Source organism: Sphingobacterium griseoflavum (genome assembly GCF_014653155.1).
Taxonomy (GTDB): Bacteria; Bacteroidota; Bacteroidia; order Sphingobacteriales; family Sphingobacteriaceae; genus Sphingobacterium; species Sphingobacterium griseoflavum.
In genome coordinates this window covers 78,619-104,784 of record NZ_BNAF01000004.1, presented here as the reverse complement: position 1 = coordinate 104,784, position 26,166 = coordinate 78,619, and the positions used below count along the sequence as shown (strand labels likewise).

General features: G+C 43.9%; 27 protein-coding genes. 13 read left to right on the top strand and 14 right to left on the bottom strand.

Annotation, left to right across the window (positions count from 1 at the left end):
• Position 1: 1 nt before the first annotated feature.
• Positions 2–2,419 (bottom strand): alpha-ketoacid dehydrogenase subunit alpha/beta, encoded by a 2,418-nt coding sequence (locus IE165_RS06265; protein WP_189625750.1) that lies wholly within the window; start codon positions 2,417–2,419, stop codon positions 2–4.
• Between the two features lie 274 nt (positions 2,420–2,693).
• Here IE165_RS06265 and IE165_RS06260 point away from each other — a divergent pair, with 274 nt between their 5' ends.
• Both IE165_RS06260 and IE165_RS06255 read left to right on the top strand, forming a co-directional pair.
• Positions 2,694–3,428 (top strand): hypothetical protein, encoded by a 735-nt coding sequence (locus IE165_RS06260; RefSeq protein ID WP_189625749.1) that lies wholly within the window; start codon positions 2,694–2,696, stop codon positions 3,426–3,428.
• 44 nt (positions 3,429–3,472) lie between these two features.
• Positions 3,473–3,949, top strand: coding sequence for an NUDIX hydrolase (locus tag IE165_RS06255; protein WP_189625748.1), 477 nt, complete (start codon positions 3,473–3,475; stop codon positions 3,947–3,949).
• A 34-nt stretch (positions 3,950–3,983) separates the two neighbouring features.
• Here the strand turns inward: IE165_RS06255 and IE165_RS06250 are convergent, their stop codons facing one another.
• Both IE165_RS06250 and rlmH read right to left on the bottom strand, forming a co-directional pair.
• Positions 3,984–4,121 carry a hypothetical protein gene (locus IE165_RS06250; protein ID WP_189625747.1) on the bottom strand — a complete coding sequence of 46 codons (138 nt, stop codon included), beginning with the start codon at positions 4,119–4,121 and terminating at the stop codon, positions 3,984–3,986.
• Between the two features lie 52 nt (positions 4,122–4,173).
• The gene (gene rlmH / locus IE165_RS06245; protein WP_189625746.1) at positions 4,174–4,647 is read right to left on the bottom strand and encodes a 23S rRNA (pseudouridine(1915)-N(3))-methyltransferase RlmH; all 474 of its coding nucleotides are present in this window, start codon (positions 4,645–4,647) and stop codon (positions 4,174–4,176) included.
• A 389-nt stretch (positions 4,648–5,036) separates the two neighbouring features.
• Here rlmH and IE165_RS06240 point away from each other — a divergent pair, with 389 nt between their 5' ends.
• The gene (locus IE165_RS06240; RefSeq protein WP_189625745.1) at positions 5,037–5,627 is read left to right on the top strand and encodes a riboflavin synthase; all 591 of its coding nucleotides are present in this window, start codon (positions 5,037–5,039) and stop codon (positions 5,625–5,627) included.
• 13 nt (positions 5,628–5,640) lie between these two features.
• Here the strand turns inward: IE165_RS06240 and IE165_RS06235 are convergent, their stop codons facing one another.
• Positions 5,641–7,431 (bottom strand): chloride channel protein, encoded by a 1,791-nt coding sequence (locus tag IE165_RS06235; RefSeq protein ID WP_189625744.1) that lies wholly within the window; start codon positions 7,429–7,431, stop codon positions 5,641–5,643.
• A 17-nt stretch (positions 7,432–7,448) separates the two neighbouring features.
• Positions 7,449–8,390, bottom strand: coding sequence for a hydrogen peroxide-inducible genes activator (locus IE165_RS06230; RefSeq protein ID WP_189625743.1), 942 nt, complete (start codon positions 8,388–8,390; stop codon positions 7,449–7,451).
• A 191-nt stretch (positions 8,391–8,581) separates the two neighbouring features.
• Between IE165_RS06230 and IE165_RS06225 the strand changes: the two genes are divergently transcribed.
• Positions 8,582–10,750: a S46 family peptidase gene (locus IE165_RS06225; RefSeq protein WP_229826384.1), complete on the top strand. Its 2,169-nt coding sequence runs from the start codon at positions 8,582–8,584 to the stop codon at positions 10,748–10,750.
• A gap of 80 nt (positions 10,751–10,830) precedes the next feature.
• Here the strand turns inward: IE165_RS06225 and IE165_RS06220 are convergent, their stop codons facing one another.
• Positions 10,831–11,364 carry a DUF1543 domain-containing protein gene (locus IE165_RS06220; protein WP_189625742.1) on the bottom strand — a complete coding sequence of 178 codons (534 nt, stop codon included), beginning with the start codon at positions 11,362–11,364 and terminating at the stop codon, positions 10,831–10,833.
• A 7-nt stretch (positions 11,365–11,371) separates the two neighbouring features.
• Entirely contained in the window at positions 11,372–11,689 is a 318-nt protein-coding gene (locus IE165_RS06215) for a hypothetical protein (RefSeq protein WP_189625741.1), read from the bottom strand.
• A 189-nt stretch (positions 11,690–11,878) separates the two neighbouring features.
• On the opposite strand from IE165_RS06215, the gene mazG reads away from it, so the two are divergent.
• The 3 genes from mazG to IE165_RS06200 all read left to right on the top strand — a co-directional run bounded on the left by mazG (position 11,879) and on the right by IE165_RS06200 (position 14,480).
• Positions 11,879–12,682 (top strand): nucleoside triphosphate pyrophosphohydrolase, encoded by an 804-nt coding sequence (gene mazG, locus IE165_RS06210; RefSeq protein ID WP_189625740.1) that lies wholly within the window; start codon positions 11,879–11,881, stop codon positions 12,680–12,682.
• A 134-nt stretch (positions 12,683–12,816) separates the two neighbouring features.
• A complete protein-coding gene (gene trpS / locus IE165_RS06205) occupies positions 12,817–13,818 on the top strand; it encodes a tryptophan--tRNA ligase (protein ID WP_189625739.1) in 1,002 nt (333 codons plus the stop codon).
• 47 nt (positions 13,819–13,865) lie between these two features.
• Complete coding sequence (locus IE165_RS06200; RefSeq protein WP_189625738.1) at positions 13,866–14,480, top strand: deoxynucleoside kinase; 615 nt, start codon at positions 13,866–13,868, stop codon at positions 14,478–14,480.
• Between the two features lie 90 nt (positions 14,481–14,570).
• Here IE165_RS06200 and radC read toward each other — a convergent pair whose 3' ends face one another.
• Positions 14,571–15,263 (bottom strand): RadC family protein, encoded by a 693-nt coding sequence (gene radC / locus IE165_RS06195; protein WP_189625737.1) that lies wholly within the window; start codon positions 15,261–15,263, stop codon positions 14,571–14,573.
• Positions 15,264–15,419: 156 nt separating this feature from the next.
• Here radC and IE165_RS06190 point away from each other — a divergent pair, with 156 nt between their 5' ends.
• Both IE165_RS06190 and IE165_RS06185 read left to right on the top strand, forming a co-directional pair.
• Positions 15,420–15,878 carry a peptidylprolyl isomerase gene (locus IE165_RS06190; RefSeq protein ID WP_189625736.1) on the top strand — a complete coding sequence of 153 codons (459 nt, stop codon included), beginning with the start codon at positions 15,420–15,422 and terminating at the stop codon, positions 15,876–15,878.
• 10 nt (positions 15,879–15,888) lie between these two features.
• Positions 15,889–16,299: a DUF5606 family protein gene (locus IE165_RS06185; RefSeq protein ID WP_189625735.1), complete on the top strand. Its 411-nt coding sequence runs from the start codon at positions 15,889–15,891 to the stop codon at positions 16,297–16,299.
• Between the two features lie 84 nt (positions 16,300–16,383).
• Here IE165_RS06185 and IE165_RS06180 read toward each other — a convergent pair whose 3' ends face one another.
• Together IE165_RS06180 and IE165_RS06175 are read right to left on the bottom strand one after the other, a co-directional pair.
• Positions 16,384–17,460, bottom strand: a complete 1,077-nt coding sequence (locus IE165_RS06180; RefSeq protein ID WP_189625734.1) for a PA0069 family radical SAM protein — start codon at positions 17,458–17,460, stop codon at positions 16,384–16,386.
• Between the two features lie 28 nt (positions 17,461–17,488).
• A complete protein-coding gene (locus IE165_RS06175) occupies positions 17,489–18,184 on the bottom strand; it encodes a carboxylesterase family protein (RefSeq protein ID WP_189625733.1) in 696 nt (231 codons plus the stop codon).
• 218 nt (positions 18,185–18,402) lie between these two features.
• Here IE165_RS06175 and IE165_RS06170 point away from each other — a divergent pair, with 218 nt between their 5' ends.
• The 4 genes from IE165_RS06170 to IE165_RS06155 all read left to right on the top strand — a co-directional run bounded on the left by IE165_RS06170 (position 18,403) and on the right by IE165_RS06155 (position 23,836).
• A complete protein-coding gene (locus IE165_RS06170; protein WP_189625732.1) occupies positions 18,403–18,702 on the top strand; it encodes an Rdx family protein in 300 nt (99 codons plus the stop codon).
• Positions 18,703–18,817: 115 nt separating this feature from the next.
• Positions 18,818–20,044 (top strand): metallophosphoesterase family protein, encoded by a 1,227-nt coding sequence (locus tag IE165_RS06165; RefSeq protein ID WP_189625731.1) that lies wholly within the window; start codon positions 18,818–18,820, stop codon positions 20,042–20,044.
• A gap of 3 nt (positions 20,045–20,047) precedes the next feature.
• Positions 20,048–23,086 carry an AAA family ATPase gene (locus IE165_RS06160; RefSeq protein ID WP_189625730.1) on the top strand — a complete coding sequence of 1,013 codons (3,039 nt, stop codon included), beginning with the start codon at positions 20,048–20,050 and terminating at the stop codon, positions 23,084–23,086.
• Between the two features lie 36 nt (positions 23,087–23,122).
• Positions 23,123–23,836: a 2-C-methyl-D-erythritol 4-phosphate cytidylyltransferase gene (locus tag IE165_RS06155; RefSeq protein WP_189625729.1), complete on the top strand. Its 714-nt coding sequence runs from the start codon at positions 23,123–23,125 to the stop codon at positions 23,834–23,836.
• Here the strand turns inward: IE165_RS06155 and IE165_RS06150 are convergent.
• The 4 genes from IE165_RS06150 to IE165_RS06135 form a co-directional block, all read right to left on the bottom strand.
• Positions 23,817–23,969: a lmo0937 family membrane protein gene (locus IE165_RS06150; RefSeq protein ID WP_117624894.1), complete on the bottom strand. Its 153-nt coding sequence runs from the start codon at positions 23,967–23,969 to the stop codon at positions 23,817–23,819. The genes IE165_RS06155 and IE165_RS06150 overlap by 20 nt on opposite strands.
• Positions 23,970–24,077: 108 nt before the next feature.
• Positions 24,078–24,842, bottom strand: coding sequence for an MBL fold metallo-hydrolase (locus IE165_RS06145; RefSeq protein ID WP_189625728.1), 765 nt, complete (start codon positions 24,840–24,842; stop codon positions 24,078–24,080).
• Complete coding sequence (locus tag IE165_RS06140; RefSeq protein ID WP_189625727.1) at positions 24,839–25,111, bottom strand: hypothetical protein; 273 nt, start codon at positions 25,109–25,111, stop codon at positions 24,839–24,841. The genes IE165_RS06145 and IE165_RS06140 overlap by 4 nt, the downstream gene beginning before the upstream one ends.
• A gap of 49 nt (positions 25,112–25,160) precedes the next feature.
• Positions 25,161–26,165 (bottom strand): glycosyltransferase, encoded by a 1,005-nt coding sequence (locus tag IE165_RS06135; protein WP_189625726.1) that lies wholly within the window; start codon positions 26,163–26,165, stop codon positions 25,161–25,163.
• Between the last annotated feature and the right edge of the window lies 1 nt (position 26,166).

Sequence of the window (26,166 nt, the reverse complement as noted above, 5' to 3'; positions counted from 1 at the left end):
TTTAATAAAGCTTAGGGTATTCGGTATCGTTATATTCATGCATGACCTCGTAGGCCAGTTCGATAACATCGTCTGCCGATGGTTTTGTGAAGTAATCGCCGTCCGATCCATAAGGCGGACGATGTGCTTTCGCCGAAAGCGTGCGCGGCTGCCCATCCAAACTAAAATAACCTTTTTGTTTTTCGATGATTTCCTGCAAAATAAATGCACTTGCGCCCCCCGGCATATCCTCATCAACGACCATTAATCTGTTTGTTTTCTCAAGCGAAGCACCGCATATATGCGTTCGATCAAAGGGCTGTAAACATTGCGCATCAATGATCTCTAGCGATATACCCATCTTTTCCAATTCAATGGCAGCTTCCTGAACAACGCGCAAAGTAGCACCGTAAGAGACAACGGTAATATCTCTTCCCGGTCTAATCAATTCCGCTATACCGATAGGAACAGTAAAATCACCCACATTCATCGGCATTTTCTCCTTTAATCTATACCCGTTCAAGCATTCAACGACCAGCGCCGGTTCGTCAGCGCGGAGTAACGTATTGTACATTCCCGATGCTTGAGTCATGTTTCTTGGCACACAGATATGCAATCCGCGCAATCCACCTAGCAAAACGGTCATCGGAGACCCTGAATGCCATACCCCTTCCAATCTGTGTCCTCGTGTCCTGATAATAACAGGAGCTTTTTGAGTACCTTTCGTGCGATAGCTCAAACTAGCCAAATCATCACTTAAGACGGGCATGGCATAAATCAGGTAATCCAAATATTGTATCTCTGCGATCGGACGGAGTCCACGTAACGCCAGTCCAATTCCTTTACCAATGATAGCCGATTCTCGGATGCCCGTATCAAAAACACGCAATTCCCCGAATTTATCTTGCAAGCCAGCAAAGCCCTGATTGACATCCCCAATCTTTCCAACATCCTCCCCGAACGCTACAATACGCTCATCTCGTCTAAAATTTGCGTCAAAACAGGCATTCAAAACCTCGCGTCCATCAACCAAATGGCTCTCATTGGTATACAGCGCCGCGATAGCTTCAATCTTCAGGGGCGATTCCGCCGTATCAGTAAACAACTTATCATTATACCGGTCATAATTTACCTGCTGCTTTTCCGCGAACCAATTTAGTAAGGATTCCTTTGCTGGAGATTTAACACGCCGTAGATCTCTTATTGCTCGCCGTATATTGCTGTACACCTCTTTCAACGATGGTTCAGCCAAAGATTGCAATGTGCGTAGCGGGAGTTCTACTGCCTCATCGTGCATCGCTTGCAAAAGCGCAATGGCTTCATCCAAATCTTTTTGGATCGTCTTGTGGTAATCTGCCCAAGCTCGCCGTTGCTCCTCACGCACAAAATCCTTGGACTCCTGCTCGATTGCCAACAGTTCTTCCTCTTGTGCAATTCCCGATTCCAGCATCCAACTGCGCATCTTCCGGTTGCAATCAAAATCACCTTCCCATGCCAAACGATTTTTTGATTTATAACGCTCATGCGAACCCGATGTAGAATGGCCTTGCGGCTGGGTTATCTCCGTTACATGCACCACACTTGGAATATGTTGCTCTCTTGCTAAACGGGCCGCTTGTTCGTAAACTTCACAGAGCGCGGGATAATCCCATCCACGAACTTTAAATATTTCGACCCCATTGCTATCGCCATTGCGCTGGAAGCCGCGCAAGGCCTCTGAGATGTCTGCCTTGGCAGTTTGTATTTCATTGGGCACGCTAATGCCGTAACCGTCGTCCCATATGGAGATAACAACCGGTATTTGCTTCACTGCAGCTGCATTCACCGTCTCCCAAAACACGCCCTCCGAGGTGGATGCATTGCCGATCGTACAAAACACGACCTCGTTTCCTTTTTCGGAAAAATAACTCAGGTAATCCAGGCTTCGACTATCTCTGTATAACTTGGAGGCAAGTCCTAACCCCATTACCCGGGACATCTGCCCTCCCGTCGTCGAAATATCCGACGCAGAATTTTTCTGCTGGGTCTGGTTTAACCAATTGCCTCCGGTGTCCAGCAATTGGGTAGAAAAATGGCAGTTCATCTGTCGGCCGCCAGAAGATATATCCGCTTTCAGATCTGGGTTGGCATAAAGCTGTGAAAAGAAATGGTATACATTCGATATACCAGACGCAAATGCGAACGTTTGATCCCTATAATACCCGGATCGCCAATCGCCATCCTGAAAGACTTTTGACAAGGCAATCTGCGCAATTTCTTTACCATCGCCAAATATTCCAAATTTAGCCTTGCCTGTCAATACCTCCTTCCGTCCCAGCAAACTCACGAATCTACTTTCAACGGCCAAGCGATAATCGCTCAGGATGATTTCACGGAAATCGTCGAAACTTATCTTCGCGGTTTCGAAATCACTGTGTATGTTCTTAGTAATATTTGACATATTTAAACCGATGGTTTTAACAAAAGTAGTAAAATATACCTGTTATTCCCAATTCTTAAACCACCGCATCTCCCGATTACCGAACAAGCAGATGATCCACAATAAGCTACAGATTACGGCAAGTTAGGCTTGCTATAAAATCGCTTGAAAGCAGCATCACATCCCATTTCAAAAACACATTCAGGTGAGACTGCGGACAACAAATTCGCTGAACAAAAAATTTTTGTTTACGCCAATAATCATTACTTTTAGGCTCTTTTTAGTAAAAAACAGGATGGGTAAGACGGAAAATAAGAGAACCGAGACGCATGGCTCCTTCGGTGACTTGGAAAAAACAATCATTATCAACAACTTAATGCGCACACCGTTCGAGCAAAGGAATCAGCAGTGGCGTGCTGATTTCCTTGCCAACATCGCGGGGGCAAATCTCAAACTCGGCAATCCGGAAGTGGTGATGAGCAATGATGGCTATCCGTATTTTCAACTCGAAACAGTTAATACGGGAGAAAATTTCCAAGCCGTCGTGCTCGAGAGACAGCTGGATACCTTGCTAGAACATGGTTTCGGAGTGGTGATAAATGCCCAAGCATCCCAACCTGACTGGGTGTTTTCTTACGGCGATCTTGTCAACCTGAAGATTAATAAAGAGTTTTACACCGATAAAAGCATATTCTCCAATCCGAAAGAACAGCAATGTATAGGTAAGGACGAAGATATCCTTGTCGGCCAGCCCTCTGAAGAGATCCTTCCCAGATCGGTTCGGCAATATATACGTGAGTTTCTACAGGAGTCCGGCGTGAAAAACCCAAAAGTCATGCTGATCGCACGCAACTACACTGATGAAAAAAGTGTGTCGCAAGATCTAGTATTTAATATGGTTCCAGCTCAATTTTCCAGCGAAAAGGATTTTGATAGGATTATGAAATCGTTAAGCTGGTTCCTACCCAAGCACTACAGCTTTTTTGGTGTAGATGAGATGTCAGTAGAAAACGGTTTTCAGCCTGTGTAAAAAAGCAAGTGAAGTTTTTACATTGGAAATCAAATAAAAATATAATGTATTTATTTAACGTCCGCGTTTATGGCATCTTGGTTAACGAAAACAACGAAGTACTTATCAGTGACGAAAAAACGCAAAATGTAGCATTCACCAAATTTCCGGGAGGCGGACTAGAATATGGCGAAGGATTGACTGACGCGCTTAAAAGAGAATTTATGGAAGAATGTGCGCTAAAGGTGGAAATCGTGAGACACATTTATACCACAGATTTTTATGAAAAATCCAGCTTCAACGAAAGCCAAATAATTTCGGTTTATTATCAAGTACGTGCGCTCGAACATTTGACATTTGACCTGAAAGTAAGTCCGTTTGATTTTTCCAAGGAAAAGCAGCAAGAAAAGGTGGAGGTTTTTAGATTTGTCCATACCTCTGCACTCGAGGAGAGCGAACTGACGTTCAAAACCGACAAGATGGCTTGGAAAGTATTCAGCAACATGAACAACCAGCGAGCTGGGCAACGAAATCATTTATAACACCACCCAACCCGTGAGATCTCTATCAAACTCGTTAGATATATTTACTGAGGTAATATAGCGCGATAATGATGACGATACAGGAAATAATCAATGTCTTATTTCGCCTAGAATCATGATAAGACTCTTGACTCTTGAATTTATAATCTCGCTTAAACTTGTTCATATCCATAATATCCTCCTTTTTTTGTGATGCGTGAACAGCCTAATTTACACAAAACTTTTTATTCGTGGTGATAGGGTTCCCCACGTAGAATCGTAAAAGCCCTGTAAACCTGCTCAACAAAAAATAGTCGAATCATTTGATGCGAGAAAGTCATCTTCGAAAGGGACAGTTGTTGGCTGGCACGGCGATATACATCATCAGCAAACCCGTAAGGCCCGCCTATCACAAAAACCAAATGATGTACAGACTCCAGCATTTTCTTCTCCAGGAAACGAGAAAACTCTATCGAACGGTATTCAAATCCGCGCTCATCCAATAAAATTAACAGGTCGTTATTAGAAACTTGCCTTAAAATCAATTCACCTTCTTTGATTTTCTGCTGCTCCCTGCTCAGGTTCTTGGCATTTTTTACGTCGGGAATAATGATAACCTCAAAATTGATGTAGTGCCTCAATCGTTTTGTATAGGTATCTATACCGGTTCTCACAAATCCATCATCGGTCTTACCGATACATAACAAACTGATTTTCATTCGATAAGTATTAAAAGTTTATTTTAACAGATGCTATTAAGCTAACTCGATAAAAAAGCCTGGAAGAATCGGGCGATTTCCCAGGCTTTAAAATATAACCTCCCTTAGGAGGTAATCAACCTAAACCTATGACAAAGGTAAGGTATAATATTTATAACTCAAAATGTTTTTTTATTAAATACTTCTTTATTTTTTATATTTCAGCGTAATTACTTGATAATCAGGCATTAAAAAAGGTTTTCAAACGGGGAGAATGAAAACCTTCAATAACCAATTATAAACCTAAATTATGATACTGCAAATATAGTGTAATTTTTACACTTAACAATTTTTTTTGATTATTATTTATCACGACCTATCATTACCTTTGTATAAAATCAGATAACACAATGTTTACTGGAATTATTGAAACGATGGGAACGGTAACCCATATTGAGCAAGATCAAAGCAATGTCCATTATGTGGTGACATCGCCGATATCCAAGAACCTTAAAATCGACCAAAGTGTTTCGCACAACGGTGTATGTCTCACGGTTGTGGATGTACAGCAAGACACACATCGTGTCACAGCAATTCGGGAAACCTTATTGAAATCCAACCTAGGATCGTTAAAGATCGGCGATTTGATAAACCTTGAACGCTGCACGCAGGCAAACGGACGTTTTGATGGGCATATTGTCCAAGGGCATGTTGATCAAACAGCACGCTGCACGGCAAAGGAGGATCAAAATGGAAGCTGGCTCTTCACGTTCGAATACGCCCCGTCCTTACAGCACATTACGGTAGAAAAAGGATCCATCACGGTAAATGGAATAAGCCTTACTGTGTTGAATTCAACAGCAAATACGTTTTCCGTTGCGATTATTCCTTATACGATTGCGCATACAAATTTAAAACAACTCATGGTCGGCGACAGCGCTAATATCGAGTTCGACATTATCGGTAAATATGTGTCGAAAATAATGGAGCTGCGCCAGTAACAATGCGCATGGCCTACTCAAGGTAGTGCCCCTGCCGCACCAAAAGTGCCCGATATTTATTGAATACACTTGATTTAGATATAAAGCCTAAATATCTATTTTTCTCGTCTACCACAGGGAGAATCCACACATCATCCCGATTCATCTTCGACATCACGATCTCCATGTTTTCCTTCTCCCTAATCAAATCGTTGGGCTTTTGGGCTAGCTTTTCAAACGTTTTCTCTACGCCCTCTTCCTCGCCCAATAGTACAGAAAACAGATATTCGCTGTAAATCGTCCCAAGCAAGACCCCGTCCTCATCTACCACGGGAAATATATTTCGTTTGGAATGTATGATATCTGATTTTCTATCATGGGGAGTCTCGTTTGGCCTTAAAACAACAAAGTTGGATTCTAGCACGTAACGAAGTTTCATCATACTTAGCACTGTCCGGTCTTTATCTTCGTAAGACAACAGATCGCCCGACTCCGCTAGCACTTTCGTGTAGATCGAATGTTTAAGTATCGATCTGTTGATCAAGTACGATATGGACGTCACCAGCATCAGCGGGACCATCAAGGTATAGCCGCCGGTTATTTCGGCAATAAGAAATAATCCTGTTAATGGAGCGTGCATGATGCCCGCCAATGCACCGGCCATTCCTGCCATCACAAAGTTCGGCACATTCAGCATGATAAAACCCGTTTGGTTCATCCCGTAGGCAAAGGCAAAACCAAGCAGCCCACCCATTACTAAACTCGGTCCAAAAACACCACCATTGCCCCCTCCGTTTAGCGTAAATAGAGACGCAAAAGATTTCGCGAACAAGGTCACAATGGTGTAGGATATCACCACCCACGCCAAGTTCTTATAGTCGGAAAAAAGACTATTTTGGACAATAGAATCGAATTTACCATCTAATATCTGCTGGATTGTGAGATAACCTTCGCCATACAAGGCCGGAAATATAAAGATCATCAAGCCCAAGGATATTCCACTGAGCCACACCTTATTGTAGGGGTTGGAAATACGTCCAAACCATCGCTTTACCAAATTGCTGACCTTCGCAAAATAGACCGTGTATAAACCTACGATAACGGCTAAAACGACATAAAAGAAGAGGGCCTCCACCTCCCATTCAGTCGTTGCCGTATGGAAGAGGGGTTCGCTGTAAAGCAACCGTGACACCACGGAGGCCAGCGCAGCAGATATCAATAACGGAATAAAGGCTGGAATAGAAAACTCCGGTAAAAGAATTTCTATCGCGAAGATCATACCTGCAATAGGACTGTTGAATGCGCCCGATATACCAGCAGCGGCACCACATGCCAACAGCATCGTAATCTCTTTGTACTGCAGGCCAAAGAAGCGTCCGGTATTGGAACCTATCGCTGATCCGCTGTATGCGATAGGCGCCTCCAATCCACATGACCCGCCAAACCCTACCGTAATAGCGCTGGTGACAATTTGCGAATAGATATTGTGTGGTTCTATCCTACTTGATTTTCGCGAAATGGAATAGATGATCGGCGTTATACCATGCTCCAAGCGTTTGCCACGTAAAAACTTACGGACGTAAATCACGCTGAACAGTATACCAAACAGTGGTAAAATCAAATAAAAGGAATATTTGAATTGCCAATCGATGTCATTCTGTAAAGTCGAAGCAATAAAATGGGTTAGTCCTTTAAGTAGGGCGGCGGCCAATCCACCAACCACTCCTACCACAAAAGCCAGAATGATCAGAAAGTTACGATTAGGAATCTTCCTCATCCGCCAACGGTTTATCTGATCCAGTTTTTTGTAGATTGTGTATTTCATCGCTTACTTGCTATCAACTATAATTCGAAGCCCATGACTTCCTTTTTCTTTTTTGTTTTAAATCGATCGGGAACGAGTGCTATAATCTCGTTTTTCAGTGCGTTTACTGCCTGCTTTCTGACGAAGTTTGGCGTGGTCACGATGCTGATTTCCCGAACCGGCTCTGGGGAGCGAAAATAACGCACCTGCCCGAGCTGATCTTCATCGTAGCTTAAAATGCTCATCTCCGGCAGTACCGTCAAGCCGCCGTTAATATCGACCATTCGCTTTAACGTCTCAACACTTCCCGTATTGTATTCAAAAGTTCCCTCCAAACTTTGATTGTGTTTATAATGACATAAGTTCAGAACCTGTCCACGCATACAGTGCCCCTCGTTTAACAGCCAAAGCTTTTTATCCGCTATCTCATCTGTCGTCACCATTTTCTTCTGGTAAAGGCTGCTTGCTTCGGATACGTAAGCTACAAATGTTTCATAGTATAGCGGAGTCTCCTCGATACCCGATTCATGAAGCGGCGTCGACAAGATACCACAGTCCAACTTGCCCAGCTTCAACTCTTGGATGATGCGCTCCGTAGTATATTCCCAAATCTGGAGTTGTAACTTTGGATACCTTCTTAGAAAAGTGGTCAATATATCCGGCAATAGATATGGAGCAACTGTAGGTATGACACCTATTTTGAGCTCGCCGGAAACCTCCCCTTTACTCTCTTGCAGCAGCTCCGCAATTTTCTTGCTTTCATTTAGAATGATACGCGCCTGCTTAATGATCTTTTCTCCAATTTCGGTCGGAACGACAGGCTGTCGACTACGATCGAAAATCTTCGCTCCGATCGATTCCTCCAACTTTTGCACCTGCATACTTAATGTAGGCTGTGTCACATAGCAGTGTTCGGCCGCTGCAACAAAACTACGGTAAGTATCCACGGCAATAATGTATTCCAATTGAACGAGTGTCATGCTATAAATTTTAGCTATGCAAAGGTAGGAAATCCAACAGCGTTTTTCTGCTTCAGTTGCCTAAAAATTAAAATTTCGTGCTGCTTACAAACTTTTTCTATTCTTATCAAATATACAGCACTATCCCCTATCGTGTCGGCATGGCACACTTAAAAATGTTTATTAACTTTGACCTATTCTTAATTTAGATCATGATGATAAAATTGAACGTGAAAGGAGCCTTGCTCTGTTGCTTATTGGTCACTGCCAGTGCTTTTAATTTCTCGGCCATCCCCGATGAGGGCATGTTTCCGCTAAGCGAACTGGCAAGAGCCGGTTTAAAAAAAGCAGGATTGAAGATCGCAGAGAAGGAGATTTACAACCCTGGGCAGATCGGCCTTGTTGATGCATTGGTCCAAGTTAGTGGATGCACGGGTTCATTTGTTTCACCAAATGGATTAATCATAACCAATCACCATTGCGCATTCAGTGCGGTACAATTGGCCAGTTCGCCTGAATTCAATTACTTGAAAAATGGATTTGTCGCAAATGGCCTTGAACAGGAAATCGAAGCCAAAGGATTAACTATACGCATCACGGAATCGTACAGCGATGTTTCCAGCGAGATATTGGATGCCGTATCGACACTCAGCGACCCTATCGAGCGGATAAACACAATCAATAGAAAACGTGCGGAAATCGCGCAAAAAGCCGAAGCTAAAGACCCCACAATAAAAGCGGAGGTTTCGGAGATGTTCATCGGAAAAACCTATGTGCTCTTTCGCTACAAAACCATTGAAGATGTGCGTTTGGTTTATGTCCCTAGACAAGATATTGGCGAGTTTGGGGGTGAAACAGACAACTGGGTGTGGCCTCGCCATACGGGCGATTTTTCTTTCCTTCGGGCGTATGTTGCTTCGGATGGATCGGCAGCCAAATTCAGCACCCAAAATGTGCCTTACAAACCAAAAAAACATCTTAAGATAAATCCGCAGGGCGTTCATGAAAATGATTTTGTGTTTATATTAGGCTATCCTGGACGTACATTCAGACATCGTCCCGCCCAGTATATAGCATACCAGGAAAAATTTCTGTTGCCTTATACATCAAATCTGTATGACTTTCAAAACCAGCAAATGTTGAAAGCAGGGAAAGAGCAGGTTTCTACAGAACTTGCGTTGGCTACACGCGTAAAAAGGAATGCAAATGTCTTAAAAAACTACCGGGGGAAACTCAAGGGATTGCAAAATATCGACTTGATCACACAGAAGCGGATGGAAGATGAACAGTTGGCACAATTTATATTGAGTAAGCCGGATCTGAAAGATAAGTATGGCAGCCTGATGGCCGATATCGATAAGCATTACCAATCCGTTTTCGAAACTGCTGAAAAAGAACTTTGGTTCAACAACCTTTACAGTTCCACCTCGTTGCTACGTGTCGCTAGTGCTTTAAATAACTTTAAAGCTGCTATTCTTAAACAAAACGGTGTAAAAGCACAGGAGGAATTTTTTGCATTGAACAAGCGTGAGGTGCAACGCCATCTCGATGCAATATACGCAAGTTACGATCAGAGCGTAGATAGTGCCATTGCTTCTCGAATGTTCAGCGATGCTTATTCGTTTACCGACGCAAATAACCTTGCCTTTTTCTCCAAACGGAACTTTTCCAGCGCCAACAATGCTGCATCCTTTATGGCCGATGCGATCGAGAATACGAAAATGAACGATAAGGGAACGCTTTACGGCAGCGTAATGAAAGATGTTCAGACGTTCAAGAATTATCAAGATGAATTGCTCTCGGTACAGAAGGAACTCGATACGGAACTTACAGCGTTTAACGAGGAACAGAAACGACGAGAAGGGATACTGAACAGATTGATGGGCGATTACGTTGCCGTCAAGGAAAAGTACCAAGCCAAAAACTTTATACCCGATGCGAACTCGACGCTGCGCCTGACCTTCGGCAACATAAAAGGCTACAGCCCTGTGGACGCTACCTACATGAAACCTTTTACGACAATAAAAGGATTAATTGAAAAGGGCAATTCCGGTTTAGAAGAGTTTGCCTATCCCGAAAGCATCAAAACGGCTTGGCTGGCTAAAAACTTTGGTGCCTATGCAAAAAAAGATTTAAATGATGTCCCGGTTAATATATTGTACAATATGGATACAACAGGAGGCAACTCCGGTTCTCCCATTATGAATGCTTACGGCGAGCTGGTGGGTGTAAATTTCGACCGGTCGTACGATGCCACGATAAATGACTTCGCTTGGAACGAGGACTATAGCCGGTCTATCGGCGTGGATATCCGTTATGTACTATGGATCGCAGACAAGATAGATAATGCCCAATTCATCCTAAAAGAAATGGGAATATAGTTAAAAAAGCGGGATGGTGGTTTTCGCACACATCCCGTTTTTCTAACGATGCTTAGAGCGCGAAGCCGCAGCCCGCATGATTAAGCTTGTAGCTTCGAAAATTTGATATAGCCAACCTCGATCTTGTCTGGAGCAGCTCCAGAAACGTTGCTTTCGATGTAAAGCTTAAAATGTTCACGCATCGACAAGGGAAGCGCATCTTCCACCGAAAACACATCGTCCACATCCAAACCGTATTTATCGTCTATATGAGGCGAAATATAGTCTTTGAAAAATGAACTGCTCTTCGCTGCTTTTGTGGCGCTGGCTACATCCTCCGCAACCACAAGCTGTTTATAATGGTACTCTTCAAAGTCTTGCCCTCGGTAACCTCCTAGGTTCACAAAAAAAAGCTTCCATTTGCTTGATACCGCTTGTTCTCGCGGCACCACCGCGATGCGATACCCTTCCACCGAGCTTACCTTCCGCCAAGCGTCCACATGTAATTGACCCTCCGCTTCCGGCCAAAAATCAACCATGGTAGTCTTGAGCTCGCCCAATGAACCCGCAATCCCAAAGAAGATATCATGCTGTTCGGTAAACCTTCCCGATGGCTTACAACCTAACAGCACCATAAATAGGCTACTGTCCAGCCTTTCTATCCTGCTTGTATTTGATTTCCAACTTTAAAATAACGTCCCTTTTCTTACCCTCAATAAGTGATAAATTGCCGGCCACAAAAACGCCTTTTTTACCGTTTTGCTCATTCGATATACCGTATACCGTAGATTCATCGTCTGGATTAGACGCCCCTTCATAACGATACAAATGATCTATCTTGTAGTGGTCTGCATCTTTCAAGATCTCATCAAATTCAACATTAAAGTCGATATTGTAACCCATTCCCTGCAAATTTGCCAAGGCCACGTCGGTGGTTTCATAATTGTGCTTTGTCTCCATAATAATTATCCTTTCCCCTAAATAACACTCGCAACCCTCCTTCGGTTTTATTATTTTTGGTTAAACCCGATTTCAGCAACAAAAGTATTTGCGAATTGGGGTGTATAAACACTATACATTGCGCATGTAGCCGAAAATAAGTATTTTTGACCATCTGTAATCCAGTCGAAACGTTAAGAACACCTGTCCATGCCGCATATAGCACCTACCCCCGAATACGAACCAGGAAAAGCCTTCGAAAGGCTACTCCTTATTTTAGACACGCTCCGTATCGCCTGTCCGTGGGATCGAAAGCAGACCATGGAATCCCTTAGGCATCTGACCATCGAGGAAATGTACGAGCTAACTGACGCCATCTTGGAAAAGGATTTCGTGGAGATCAAAAAAGAGCTTGGGGATGTCATGATGCATTTGGTTTTTTACGCCAAGATCGCTAGCGAGCAGGATAAGTTCGAGATAGTGGACGTCATGAATGCGGTATGCGACAAACTTATTGCTCGCCACCCACATATATACAGTGATGTGGAGGTGCAAGACGACGAAGATGTCAAGAAAAATTGGGAATCGCTTAAACTCGCTGAAGGCAACAAGTCCGTTTTGTCGGGCGTGCCAAAAGGACTCCCTGCGCTGGTAAAAGCTTATCGCATACAAGACAAGGTACGTGGCGTCGGCTTTGATTGGGAAGACCCAAGTCAAGTTTGGAAAAAAGTTGAGGAAGAACTGTCTGAATTTAAAGAGGAGTTCAATATCGAAGCGGGACAAATGGTGAACAAGGAAAAAGCGGAAGCAGAATTCGGTGACCTGCTATTCTCTTTGATAAATTACGCCCGACATTTGGATATAAACCCCGAGAATGCATTGGAGCGTACCAACAAAAAATTCATACAGCGTTTCTCCCACCTCGAAAAGCGTGCGATGGAGACCGGGCAATCTTTGCAAGAGATGACGCTCGAGGAGATGGATGTTTACTGGAACGAGGCAAAAAACCTTTAAAAAACGATCAGGCGAGGACCAGTGTTCGTTGTTCGGCACAGCCGAAAACATGCGCTTTATTCTAAATGAATCAAGCAGAAAAACTAATAAGTACCGCTTTCGCGGAATTGGCAATTATTACGTAAATTCGCGACATGAAGGAAACTGTTGTTAGCGGTATCAGAAGTACCGGAAAATTACATTTGGGCAATTATTATGGAGCCCTGCGCAATTTCGTAAAAATGCAGGAGGAATATAATTGCTTCTTTTTCATTGCCGACTTACACTCCCTGACCACACACCCCACGCCCGGCGATCTCGGGCGTACCGTACGCGAAGTCGTTGTCGAGTACCTCGCTGCCGGAATAGATCCCGAAAAGTCTACGATATACATACAATCTGATGTTCCTGAAGTTGCCGAATTATATCTATATATGAATATGAACGCCTATCTGGGGGAACTCGAGCGCGCGACGGCCTTCAAAGATAAAGTACGTGCAAATCCGGATAATGTCAACGCGGGTTTGCTGACTTATCCCGTTTTGATGGCCTGCGATATTTTGCTTCACCATGGCACGAAAGTTCCCGTGGGTAAAGATCAAGAGCAGCACTTAGAGATGACACGTACCTTTGGCAATCGCTTCAACCGGCTTTATCAGGTAGACTATTTCAAAGAAGCTTTTGCTTTTACGTATAGCGACAAGCTTGTTAAAATCCCCGGTCTTGATGGCAACGGAAAAATGGGAAAATCGAATGGCGAGGCTAGCTGTGTGTACTTAAGTGATGCACCGGACGTCATCCGCAAAAAAGTAATGCGCGCCGTATCCGATTCGGGCCCCACAGAAATAAACCAGCCAAAACCTGAAGCGATACAGAACTTGTTTGACTTGATGAAGGTGGTTTCCAAGCCCGATACGCTCAGTCATTTTGAAGAACTGTATAATACCTGTACAATCCGTTACGGCGACTTCAAGAAACAGCTTGCCGAAGATATGGTACTTGCCACAGATCCCGTGCGCTCCCGTATACAAGAAATCTCGAATGATCAGGAGTATGTACAACGGGTTGTTAAAATGGGTGCGGAAAAAGCAAGTGAAAGTGCTAGAAAAACCATCCGAGAAATCAGAGATATTATTGGCATAAAACGTCTATATTAATAGCAAGATCGTACATAAAATTTTCTTATACACTTTAACTGGAGAACATGCACTTAGCCATCGTGGGAAATATTGGAGCTGGAAAAACGACGTTGACGGAGAAACTAGCTCGTCATCTCAATTTTGAACCTCAATTTGAAGCGGTAGAGAATAATCCCTATCTGGAAGATTTCTACAGCGACATGAAACGTTGGGCCTTCAATCTGCAGATATTTTTTCTGAACAGTCGTTTTCGTCATATAGTTGATTTGCAGAGCCGCGGGATAAACATGATTCAAGACCGCACCATTTATGAAGACGCTTACATTTTTGCGGAAAATCTCTATGATATGGGCTTGATGAGCGCCCGCGATTTTGAAAACTACAGTAATATATTCCAAAGCATCATACATTACATTAAACCTCCAGATCTACTGATCTATCTGCGCGCATCGGTACCCACTCTGGTCAGCAATATTCAAAAAAGAGGACGTGATTACGAATCGGCGATCCGGTTGGATTATCTGTCAAAGTTGAACGAAAAATACGAAAAATGGATCGGAAACTATAGTGACGGTAAGCTCTTGGTGATCGATAAGGACAATTTGGATTTCGCCAATAACCCAGAAGATCTGGGAAAAATCATAGGAAAGATCGAAGCAGAGATGTTCGGCCTATTTTAGTGCTTTAGCACGAAATCTAGCAAGTGCCTCCTGCTGTTGCTCTAAAAATTGAAACAGCAGGAGGTCCTTTTGTATGCATCGACTGCTCTCTTATAACAATCCCTCGTCCCGAAAGCTGTAATAAGAATTGTTGGTAAAAATGAGGTGGTCGCTGACGCTGATATCCAATAGAGCCGTCGCGCTGACAATTTGCTTAGTCAATTGTTTGTCGGCCTGACTTGCTTTCAATGTGCCAGATGGGTGGTTATGCATAAGAATGATGGAGCTCGCAGTATTCTGTAAGGCAAACTTGAGTATAAAACGTACATCGACCGGTGTAAAATCATTACCACCACGCCCTATCAATTGCTTATCCTGAAGCTTGCAAGCCGTATTCAAATAGAGCACCCAAAACTCTTCATGCTCCAAATCCTGCATGGTAAATCGAAAATAATCGTAAACGCGCCTACTGCTGTTCAGCAAAGGCTTAGATTCGGGCTCGGATTCGCGCCGGCGTCGACCTAGTTCTAAGGCGGCCATGATAGAAATAGCTTTTGCTTCGCCAATACCTTTATAGCGACACAGTTCTTTTACTTCTAGTTTAGCGATGTTATCCAGACTATTGTTGGCGCCCGAGAGTATACGCCTGCACAATGATACAGCACTCTCATCGGGCGAACCTGAGCCAATTAGGATCGCCATCAATTCGGCGTTGGTTAACGAACGCCTTCCCAGTTCCATAAGTTTTTCCCGAGGACGATCAGCTTCTGACCACTCTCGAATTACGAGTCTATGTTCTCTCATCTCCGCAATTTCCTACAGCGCTAATTTACTAATTTTTTTAGTAAAAATAAAATAAAAAAATCTATCCCGGAATCCATTAACAATTCTTAACCATTTCTATCGGCACATTTACCGCAGAAACTTTATCTTTGCAATTCCATAAGTAATAAGTCAACTATGAGCAAAGCAATTATTAAGACAGAAAAAGGCGACATGACCGTACAATTCTACACGGAAGACGCTCCAAATACGGTGGCAAATTTCATCAAACTAGCGAAATCAGGCTATTATGATGGACTTACTTTTCACCGCGTAATCCCGGATTTCGTCATTCAGGGAGGCTGCCCAAATAGCCGTGAAGGTGCGACAGGAGTACCCGGAACAGGCGGTCCCGGATACAAAATAGACTGTGAACTGACGGGCGAAAATCAATATCACGACCGTGGTGTGCTTTCCATGGCCCATGCAGGACGCAACACCGGCGGATCTCAATTTTTCGTTTGCCACAGTAGAAACAATACCGCCCATTTAGACAGAAACCATACCTGTTTCGGCAAAGTAATCGAAAACGTTGATGTAGTCGATGACATCCGTCAGGGCGATCGCATATTGGCCATTGAAGTAATTGAAGATTAATCTCCTTTATATGAATTTAAGAGCGTTAGTATCCGTCACGGGAAAACCGGGACTTTTTAAATTGATCGGTCAGAACAAGGGTGGCTTCATCCTTGAATCTTTGGACGAAAAAAAGGTGAAATCGACGGTAAATCTATCGACGACCAAGATGGCCACCTTGGAGGACATCACTATCTATGGAGAGGAAGAGGAAATCAGGTTATTGGATATTTTTGAAACGATGAAAACTGGTGAACAAGAGATACCGGATCTAAAGGCTGATGGTAACACCTTACGCGAATTTTTCCGCGGGGTAGCGCCAGGGCATGATGAATCCCGCGTATATTCATCAGATATCAAAAAAATTATTTCTTGGTATAACATTATCAAAGAGCTTCCACTGTTTGACGAGGAGGCGCCGGCTCCAGTCCAGCAAGCTTAAATCCCATCGATTGTAAAGCCCTTCGGAGACTACAGGTTTCTGAAGGGCTTATTTATTTTATAAGGGTCATGTTGCATAAGGTCGTCAAAACAACCGCATCTGCCCACTTTGGCTGGGCCGTTCAAATAGATCGGTACGGAGCATCGGTCGATCCCCATTCCACATATATTTACTTGCCGCACAATTGAACAATTGTTGGATACCAGCAGCAACTTCCCCATTTCCACGAATTCGGCGCCCCCATTCGCTATCGTTGATTTTACCGCCGTGACAAGATGCAATACCGTGCAAAACCTTGGCTGCACGATCGGGATAGTTCTTGTGTACCCAATCACGGAAGATATCTCCAATGGCGCCATTTAAACGAACGATCGTGTAACTCGCCCACTTTGCTCCCGCATCAGCGGCACACTTAATAAGCGCAGGCATCTCGTCGCTATTTATCCCTGGTACGATGGGCGCAATCATCAGCGATACCGGGATCTGCCTTTCTGCTAACCGTTCGATTAATTTTAGCCGCGCCGCGGCGCTCGCTGTTCGAGGTTCCATTTTCCGACGAACTTCCTCCCGCAAGCTATTGATGGTCACCGATACGCTCACCAATCCCAACTCCGCCAATGCCCCAAGTATATCCAAGTCACGCAACATCAACACGTTTTTACTGATCAGCGATACCGGATGTTTGTAGGTCAACATAGTAGATAGTAGCTGCCGCGTGATACCCAACTTACGCTCGATAGGCTGATAACAGTCTGTATTCCCCGACATGAAAATTGTCTCTGGGCGGTAGCTTTTCTTTTCAAACTCTTTTTTAAGCAACGCTACCGCGTCGTACTTGACCAATATTTTTCGCTCAAAATCAAGGCCGGCACTAAACCCCCAATACTCATGTGAGTTTCGCGCGTAGCAATAGATGCAACCGTGCTCGCAGCCTTGATAAGGATTAAGCGACTGGTAGAAGCCAATGTCTGGGCTATCTACCTTGGACAGGATTACTTTTGGATAGGTTGCAATAATTTTTGTGCGCGCAGAACCCGCAAAATGTTCGTCCAAACCTTCTATATGTTCCTGAACATATTGCTGGGAAAAGAATTTGTTATGGGGATTGACCTGTGCTCCCCTTCCCTTGATGTATGCTTCATGCGAATGATCTGAATCCATGCACAAATTTACTAAAATATTTAGTAAATCAAAATACGCGGCTGCTGTTCCTTGTATGCGCAAATAACCATTCATAAATATCATCGCGGTGGAAAAGCCGTTCTACACTACCGTGCGTGCCACCGGGAATGATGGTTAGTTTGGCTTTTGCATCGGGGTTGGCTTTTTTTATAGCTTGATAAATTTTCTTCGATTCGGATGCTGGCACAGCTCGATCTGCACTGCCGTGCTGTATCCATAGAGGGACGGTAGCCAACGATTCCGCATATTTTAAACTTCCTCCTCCACAAATAGCCACAGCAGCGGCCACCAATTCCGGATATCTACCCACAAAATCCATGGTACCATAGCCCCCCATACTCATCCCGCAAACATACACCCGATCTTTATCAACGTTGTAGTTATCGACGACATAAGTCAACACTTCTTTGACTTTATCGGGATCCCAGCCGTTTGAAGTTTGCGGTGCTACGACTATTGAAGCTGGCATCGACACGCCCCTATTCTTAGCATACAGCACACCATAGCGCTTCACACGATCTAGATCATGTCCAGAGAGGCTTTTACCATGTAAAAAAATCAAAAGTGGGTTTTTCTTTTCTTTATCATACTGCTCCGTATCAATCAAAAAGTTATACGATGTCCTTCCTTTTACTGCCTGTTGCTGGGCATGCGAAACTTGTACGACAAGAAGCAGCATTGGCAAAAAAATTATCCAATTCATGTTAATCTCGTTGCTAGCATCTATGATTAATTAATTTCAGCCTTCTAAAATACAACAATGTAGGCAGATACTCAATTAAAAAAATGAATGGACTGCCCTTGCCCGATCAGTTTTTTTCGAAAACAGTTAACCCGGATCAACCAAACGGTCGTCGCGATCCGCAAAATAAGGTTTTATCTGTCCTTCGATTTGTTTACTTTTGAAAAAAAGGAGCTGTCATGAAAGAAACGGTTACCATTGTATACTGCCCGAAATGTGGATGGATGCTGCGTGCAGCATACTTCGCCCAAGAGCTTTTGAGCACTTTCGTGGATGATATCTATGGCGTGACCCTAGTCCCGAGCGAGCGTGCCGGGGATTTTTGTGTTTCCGTAGGAAACAAACTGCTTTTCGACAGAAAAGTAGAAGGAAGGTTTCCAGAGATCAAAGAGCTCAAACAGTTGGTGCGGGACATCGTCAATCCTACGAAACACTTGGGACATTCCGAGAAACAACGCGATCAAAAAAATCTAGGGTGACGAAGTAAAATCGTAGATATGCCGGCCCGGCGAAATGCCCGTGATGTTTTCCAAACGGTGTTAGCATAAGCGAATATTTCATGTTCATTGTTTATTATCCAAATTTAAAATCAGGATGAAGATATTACATACAGCAGATTGGCACCTCGGAAAAAAACTAGATTATTTTTCTCGTTTGGATGAGCAGCGAGACGTGCTGAACGAAATAACCGATATAGCAAATCGAGAGGATGTCGATGTCGTTGTTATCGCCGGAGATATTTTTGACACGTTCAATCCTCCCGTAGAAGCGGTAGAACTTCTTTATAAGACCTTACGTTGCTTGAGCAATAATGGCCAGCGTCCCGTCATTGTGATAGCCGGCAATCATGACAGCGCAGATAGAATAGATGCACCAGATATTTTGGCTCGCGAGTGCGGTATTATCTTTATTGGTTATCCCAAAGCTCAAGTAACAGCATTTGAGGTGCAGCATGGTTACGCTATTTCGAAGACAGATGAGGGCTTTATCGAACTGTTGTTGCCTCGATATGACTACCCTATCCGTTTTATACATACGCCTTTTGCCAACGAACTTCGGCTCAGGCAATTTCTCGGATTGGACGGTAAAGAGCAAAAGTTAAATGAGGTGTTGCATCAGCATTGGCAGACAGTGGCCGATAAGCATTGCGATAAACGCGGGGTCAATATGCTTACCGCCCATCTTTACATGCTCAAACGCGGAGGTCAGCTTCTAGAAGAACCGGAAGGAGAAAAACCCATCAAGGTAGGCCATGCCGACTTGATCTACTCGGATGGCATCCCGCCGCAGATTCAATATACCGCTTTGGGCCATTTACACCGTTTTCAGGAAATTGGGGGACACGGATCGCCCGTAGTATATTCCAGCAGTCCACTGGCTTATTCGTTTTCCGAAGCCGGACAAGAAAAAGGCGTCGTCCTCGTTGAGGCCGTCCCCGGCCAGTCTGTGCGATATAATAAAATCCCGTTGCAAAGCGGACGAAGGCTTCACCGCAAAAGGTTCATGGATATTGATGAAGCGGTAATCTGGCTTCAAGCCAATCCGTATACCTTGGTAGAACTTACGCTTATCAGCAACACATTTGTGAGCTCCGGAGCACTAAAAAGAATTCACGAGGCACACGACGGTATCATCCACGTTATACCGGTCGTAAAATCGGAAGAAATGACGGAAGATAAAGTACAGTCCATTAACTTGGATCAGGAGGTGGATGCTCTTTTCAAGGATTACTTCCAATATCGCTTTGGACAAGAGCCCAATGCCGAGATCATGCAGCTACTGAATGAAGTAATGAATAGCGAAACAGAAACGGAGGAATAAAGCGTGCTACCTTTATATTTAAGTATTGAAGGATTATACTCCTATCAACAAAAACAGGAAATTGATTTTACAACGTTAACCGAAGCAGGTCTTTTCGGCATATTTGGAAAAGTAGGTTCCGGAAAATCCTCGATCATCGAAGCTATCAGTTTCGCACTGTATGGCGAGACAGAGCGTCTCAACAAACAGGAAAAACGCACATATAACATGCTCAACCTGCAGTCTGATCAGGCTTGCATAGTCTTCGAGTTTTACAATTTTGATCAGCGTAAATTTCGCTTTGTTGCGCAGTGGAAAAGGCGAAAGAAGTTCGAAGAAACGACCGCCCTAGAGCGATACGCTTACGAATGGCGAGAGGGCCGATGGCTACCTCTTGATTCCGCAGATGGTGCAGAAATCACACGTCTGACCTACGCAAACTTCAGACGCACCATTATTATTCCACAGGGGCAATTCAAAGAATTTTTAGAACTTCGAGGAAAGGACCGATCCGAGATGATGAAGGAAATTTTTCACCTGAATCGTTTCGATCTAGGTCCTAAGGTATCTCTCTTACAACGCCAAAACAATAGTAAGATGGAAGTGCTCAAAGGAGCGCTATCTGGATTTGAATCGGTGAGTTCCGAGATTTTGCAGGCCAAACGAGAGGAGTTAACAAACGCTCAGCTAAACCTGAATAACTTAAAAGAAGAGACGGCCGCATTGGAGATTGCACTAAGCCGTATGGCAGAGAGCAAACGTCTGAGGGCGGAACTCACCGTTAAGCAAATGGAAGTTGCGCAGCTACGGGACGAGCTGCCCAAAATCCTTCAGCAGCAACAGGAGCTGGCAATTTACGAAAGCACACTACATGCTTTCAAAGAGATTCTCCAGCATGCGCAGACGCTCAACAAGGACAAGGAGCTGGTGACCCTGCGCATACAACAATTGACAACCCGCAAAGAGGAGACCCTCTCCCATTTGGAGGAACAGGAAAAGCAGTGGCGAAAAATAGAATCCGATTATCTGCAGCTTGAAAAGTTCAAACGCGAAAGTCAAGACCTAAAGCTACTTATTCAAATCCAACAACAACGCGAGCAAAAACGCATCATAGGCAAACGTCTGGAAGACGGCAAACCATACCTCGGACAAGTCAAAGAAGAGGAACGCGCATTGTTGGAAACATTGCAAGAAAAGGAACTGTTTCTGGAATCTCTAAAACAGAAAAAGGTGGATACAGCAATCCTACTTGCCCTAGAAAGCTGGTATCAAACGCAGGATACGTTATTAGATAAGATTTACGATGCCAAAAAACAAGGGGAAATTTGGGAAAATGACAGGGCGTTGGCAGAAAAAAAATTCACTGTCAACAAGCTTCATATGGATAATTGGGAAGGGGAAATTCGCCAATTAGAGCAGCAATACCAGCAGCAACTGCTTGATCTGCAAAAAGAGGAAACACAACTGCAGGTTCAAGTGGCATTGATCGAATTTTCAGAAAACCTAGTTGATGGATACCCCTGCCCACTGTGCGGATCCCTTGAACATCCTCAACACCGAGAGACACATGATGTATCTCTCTGGCAGAATGAACTCAAATCGAAACAGAGTACCATACACGACTGTTTAACCGGATTGAAAAATACGTTCCAAGAATTGACCCATGCAAGTATACTGCATGCAGAGAAAAGTATGCAGGTACAGCAACTCAACGTATCGCTAACCCAACTCGAAAACCAGTATACCGCACACATGTCGGCCTTCGTATGGAAAGATTTCTCTGCCGATGATAAGGAGCCCTTTCTCTTGTATAAAAGCAAGAATCAAATGGCTGAAAACACCATTAGGAATGTCGAGCTCGAATTAAAAGAGTTACGCCAACGTCTTGTATCTGTCCAAAACAAGGTTGAGAAATATAAAACCACCCTGTCAAACTTGGAACAAGAGCTGGTAGTCGTGGATAGCCTCGTCCGACAGAGCGAGCAGCAATTGCAAGTGCTCACCCTCGCTGAATTTGCGCAACAGAAAGAAACTGCGTTGATCAGCCGTAAACAGCAAACCGAGAACCGTATAAAATATCTAGAAGATAGTCATAGGTCTTTGACCGAGACTATACAACGGCTGAAAACCGAATTTGCGGCGATCACTGGTGAACGTCATGCTGCCAAGGAACAGTTTCATCACCTTTACCAACAATTAAGTACGAAACAAGCAGAGATATCCTCGCTGTTGGATGAATTTGGGTATAGTGATATCATGGAGGTGCAGCATATCCTCCAGAAGCAGTTGAATGTAATGCAGATTAGAGATGCCATCCAAAACTTTAATCTCCATTTCCAAATGACAGGCAACCAGCTTGTTGAGCTGGAGGCTAAAATCGCCGACGATAACTATCAGGAAGACGTATACCAAGAACAAGTGCAGTTGTTCCAATTGAAAAAAGAGGAACTGGAATTGCGCATCCGCTTCGTTGGGGCTTTAGAAAAGGAGTGTGCACACCTTTTAGCCGAAACGCAGAAAAAAGAAAAGCTATTAGAGGAGTATGAAAAAGTATCATTACGTAGGAGCAATTTGACCACACTTGAAAACCTGTTCAGGGGAGCTGGCTTCGTAAATTACGTTTCCAGTATACACCTACAGCGTCTTTGCGAAATAGCCAACTTACGTTTCCACCGACTGACACGTAACAACTTGAGCCTAACCATCAACGAAAGCAATGAATTTGAGGTGGTGGACTACTTGAACAATGGTTTTAGACGCTCTGTAAAGACGCTATCTGGCGGGCAAGGTTTTCAAGCATCGCTGTGCCTGGCCTTGGCGCTCGCTGAAAGTATACAAACGCTCAACCATGCCGATAAAAATTTCTTCTTTATTGACGAGGGATTTGGCACGCAAGACGCCGAGAGTATGAATACCGTGTTTGAGACCCTACAATATCTCCACCGAGAGAATCGCATTGTAGGCATCATATCCCATGTGGAGGAGTTGAAGGAGCGTATACCTCGCGCCGTGAATGTATATAATGATCCAGAAACGGGAAGCAAAATCAATTATCTGCCATAGTGACATTCGCCATCCCGCCATCAAAAAAAAATAGAAATGCAAAAGAGATATGTGATAATAGCCGCAGGAGGAAAAGGAACCAGGATGAATAGCGACCTTCCAAAACAGTTTCATTTACTTGACGGACGCCCGATTCTCATGAACACAATAGATTGCTTTGCGACGTCAAGCAACTCTCCGGAAATATTGGTTGCATTACACAGGGACATGCAGACGTATTGGGCAGACCTGTGTTCGCAATATCATTTTGTTAGTCCGCATCGTGTGCTGGATGGCGGAGAAAGCCGCTTTCAGAGTGTAAAAAATGGTATAATGAAGATTTTAGAATCGGAAAAATCGCCGCTCGAGGACATCCTAATTGCCATACACGATGCTGCCCGTCCTGTTGTATCTGCCCAACTTATAGCTAAATGCTTTACGGAAACCGCCATACATGGAGCCACAACGCTTGCCCTGCAGAGCACCAATTCGGTGAGGTTAGGTGATATGCAGCATAGTGAAGCTACAAATAGAGAAAGGGTCTGGATTATACAGACCCCGCAAACCTTTAAGGCATCGATATTAAAGGAAGCTTTCGCGCAGCCCGAGCTTGCAACATTTACCGACGATGCTTCTGTGGTCGAAAAAATGGGCTATCGCATACACCTCATTCCTGGCGAATATAGCAATCTAAAAATCACCTTTCCTGAAGACATAGCGATAGCCCAGTTATACTTGCATGCATTAAAAGCTAAGCGGCCCCTCGTATAACACGCAAAAGGATAGCAATGATGGCAATAACCAATAGGATGTGAATGATACCACCTGTTGCATAACCTCCAAAGAAGCTAACAGCCCAAATTATTACTAAAATAACGGCGACTAAATAAAGAATGTTTCCCATAACTTTTACAATTGAATTTAATAATCTTGTTATATCTTTTATGTTTTCTTTTAATAGAACAAGGTAATGTCAAGAAAAGTTTTGGTTTATTTGACGAATTGAACAGAGTTAGACGGTAATCTTCAATCCGTCGAAGGCGACATGGACACCTGCAGGCAAATCCTGCTCGATATCTGCATGTTTCCCAAAGCGGTGGCTGATATGGGTCAAATAAGTTTCCTCGGCATTTAGCTCCTTTGCGAACTGTAGCGCTTCCTCCCGGGTGAAATGCGAGATATGCGGCTCCTCCTGCAAAGCATTTACGACCAAAACTTTAACACCTTGCAAAAGTGCTCTGGATGACTCCGAAATTGTTTTCGCATCGGTGATATAGGCGAAATCACCAAACCGAAAGCCCAAGACAGGCATCTTGTGATGCATCACCTCGAAGGGCATTACCTGTTCATCGCGAATTAGAAAAGATTGACCGGCTACGATCGGCCGCAATTCTAAACGGGGTACTCCTGGATATTTAATATCGCCAAAAGCGTAGTAAAACTCTCGCTTCAAAGCTTCGTGCGTCACGCCAGTTGCATAAATAGGGATAGCATGTTGCTGTTGATAATTAAAAGCTCGCACATCATCCATCCCAGCAATATGGTCTTTGTGCGCATGGGTAATCAGTACAGCATCCACATGTCGGACATGCTCACGCAGCATCTGATATCGAAAATCCGGCCCGGTGTCCACCACGATATGCAAATCACCAATTTCCAAAAATATGGACGTCCGAAGCCGCTTGTCCCGACTATCCACCGATTGGCAAACCGCACATTGACAAGCTATTACCGGTACGCCCTGTGACGTTCCTGTGCCTAAAAAAGTTACCCTCACAGCAGTGCCTCTACTTTCTTTACCGCTCGGAAAAATTCACGTTTCTTATCATCAAGCATGTCGGTATCGACTTCCATTTCACGCAGTAACAGGATCAACGATTGTATTCTGACTTCCAAATTGGAAAACTTGTTGACCATAATAACCTTCGTGTGCTGCAGTACGCAAGCACCTGTCCGAAAAGAACCTTTCTCGTAACGCACTCGATAGCCAAGATCCGAAAATAGATCTTCCAGCTTTCCCAAATTATGTTGTGTACTAGCAATCACACTTCTCTATTTTTAAACAAAATAACAAACTTTATACAATTTACCGAGCTTAACGGCCGTTATTTTTCAACAATACATCGGTAACATAGCTCTCCAAGAAGCCGGTGCCGTATGCAATCAGCTGTGTGTACGCTGCGATAACACTCAAAAATCCAACGACCATGCTCTTTGTTTGCATACATGCATGGGCAAATAGCAACAAGCTGTAGCTCAAAAGCAGCATGTTGCCCGTTATCGTTAGCGCGGAAAGGAAGTAACCTTTCGTATCAAAAATCACAAAAAAGACATTCAATAAGAGCAGGGTGAACAAGCCTATTGTAAAAATTGTAGGCAGGGCATGTACCGCCTTCAGTTCCTGTGGAAACATCCGATAAATATCAATGCGGCCTTTGCCAAAAAAGTTGGTCTGTTTAAAGAATTGCACAAACGTAGCTCGGCGTTTATGGTAAACAAAGGCCTCGGGAATCAAACCTACGCGAAATCCACAAGCCAACATCCGTATGCTAAACTCAATGTCTTCAGATCGACGAGCCAATTTAAATCCTCCGGTTTTCTTATAAACAGCTTTTGAAAGCCCCATGTTAAAGCTGCGTGGATGAAACACACCTACGTGTCTCTTATTGCCTCGAATTCCACCTGTGGTAAAAGGACTCGTCATCGAATAGCTGATCGCTTTTTGTATGGACGTAAAAGATCGGTGGGCGGCATCTGGCCCTCCGAATGCATCCCAACCATCCCTTTCCAAGCCATCTATTACCGTTTGGAAATATGTAGCGGGTACAAGAACATCGGAATCAAATACGATAAAGTAATCGCCTTTGGCGCGGGCGAAGCCATAATTCCGGGCAAAACCTTGTCCTTCGTTAGCTTTTGCATAATAGGATACATTTAAGAGATCCTGATACCGTGCTACGATCGCTTCTGCCGCTACAGATGAACCATCTTCGACCACAATAACCTCAAAGTGGGGATACGTTTGTAACGTGAGTGAATGCAAAAGCTCATCGATTTCTTGCGGACGGTTATAGAGCGGAATGATAACAGAAAAGAACATA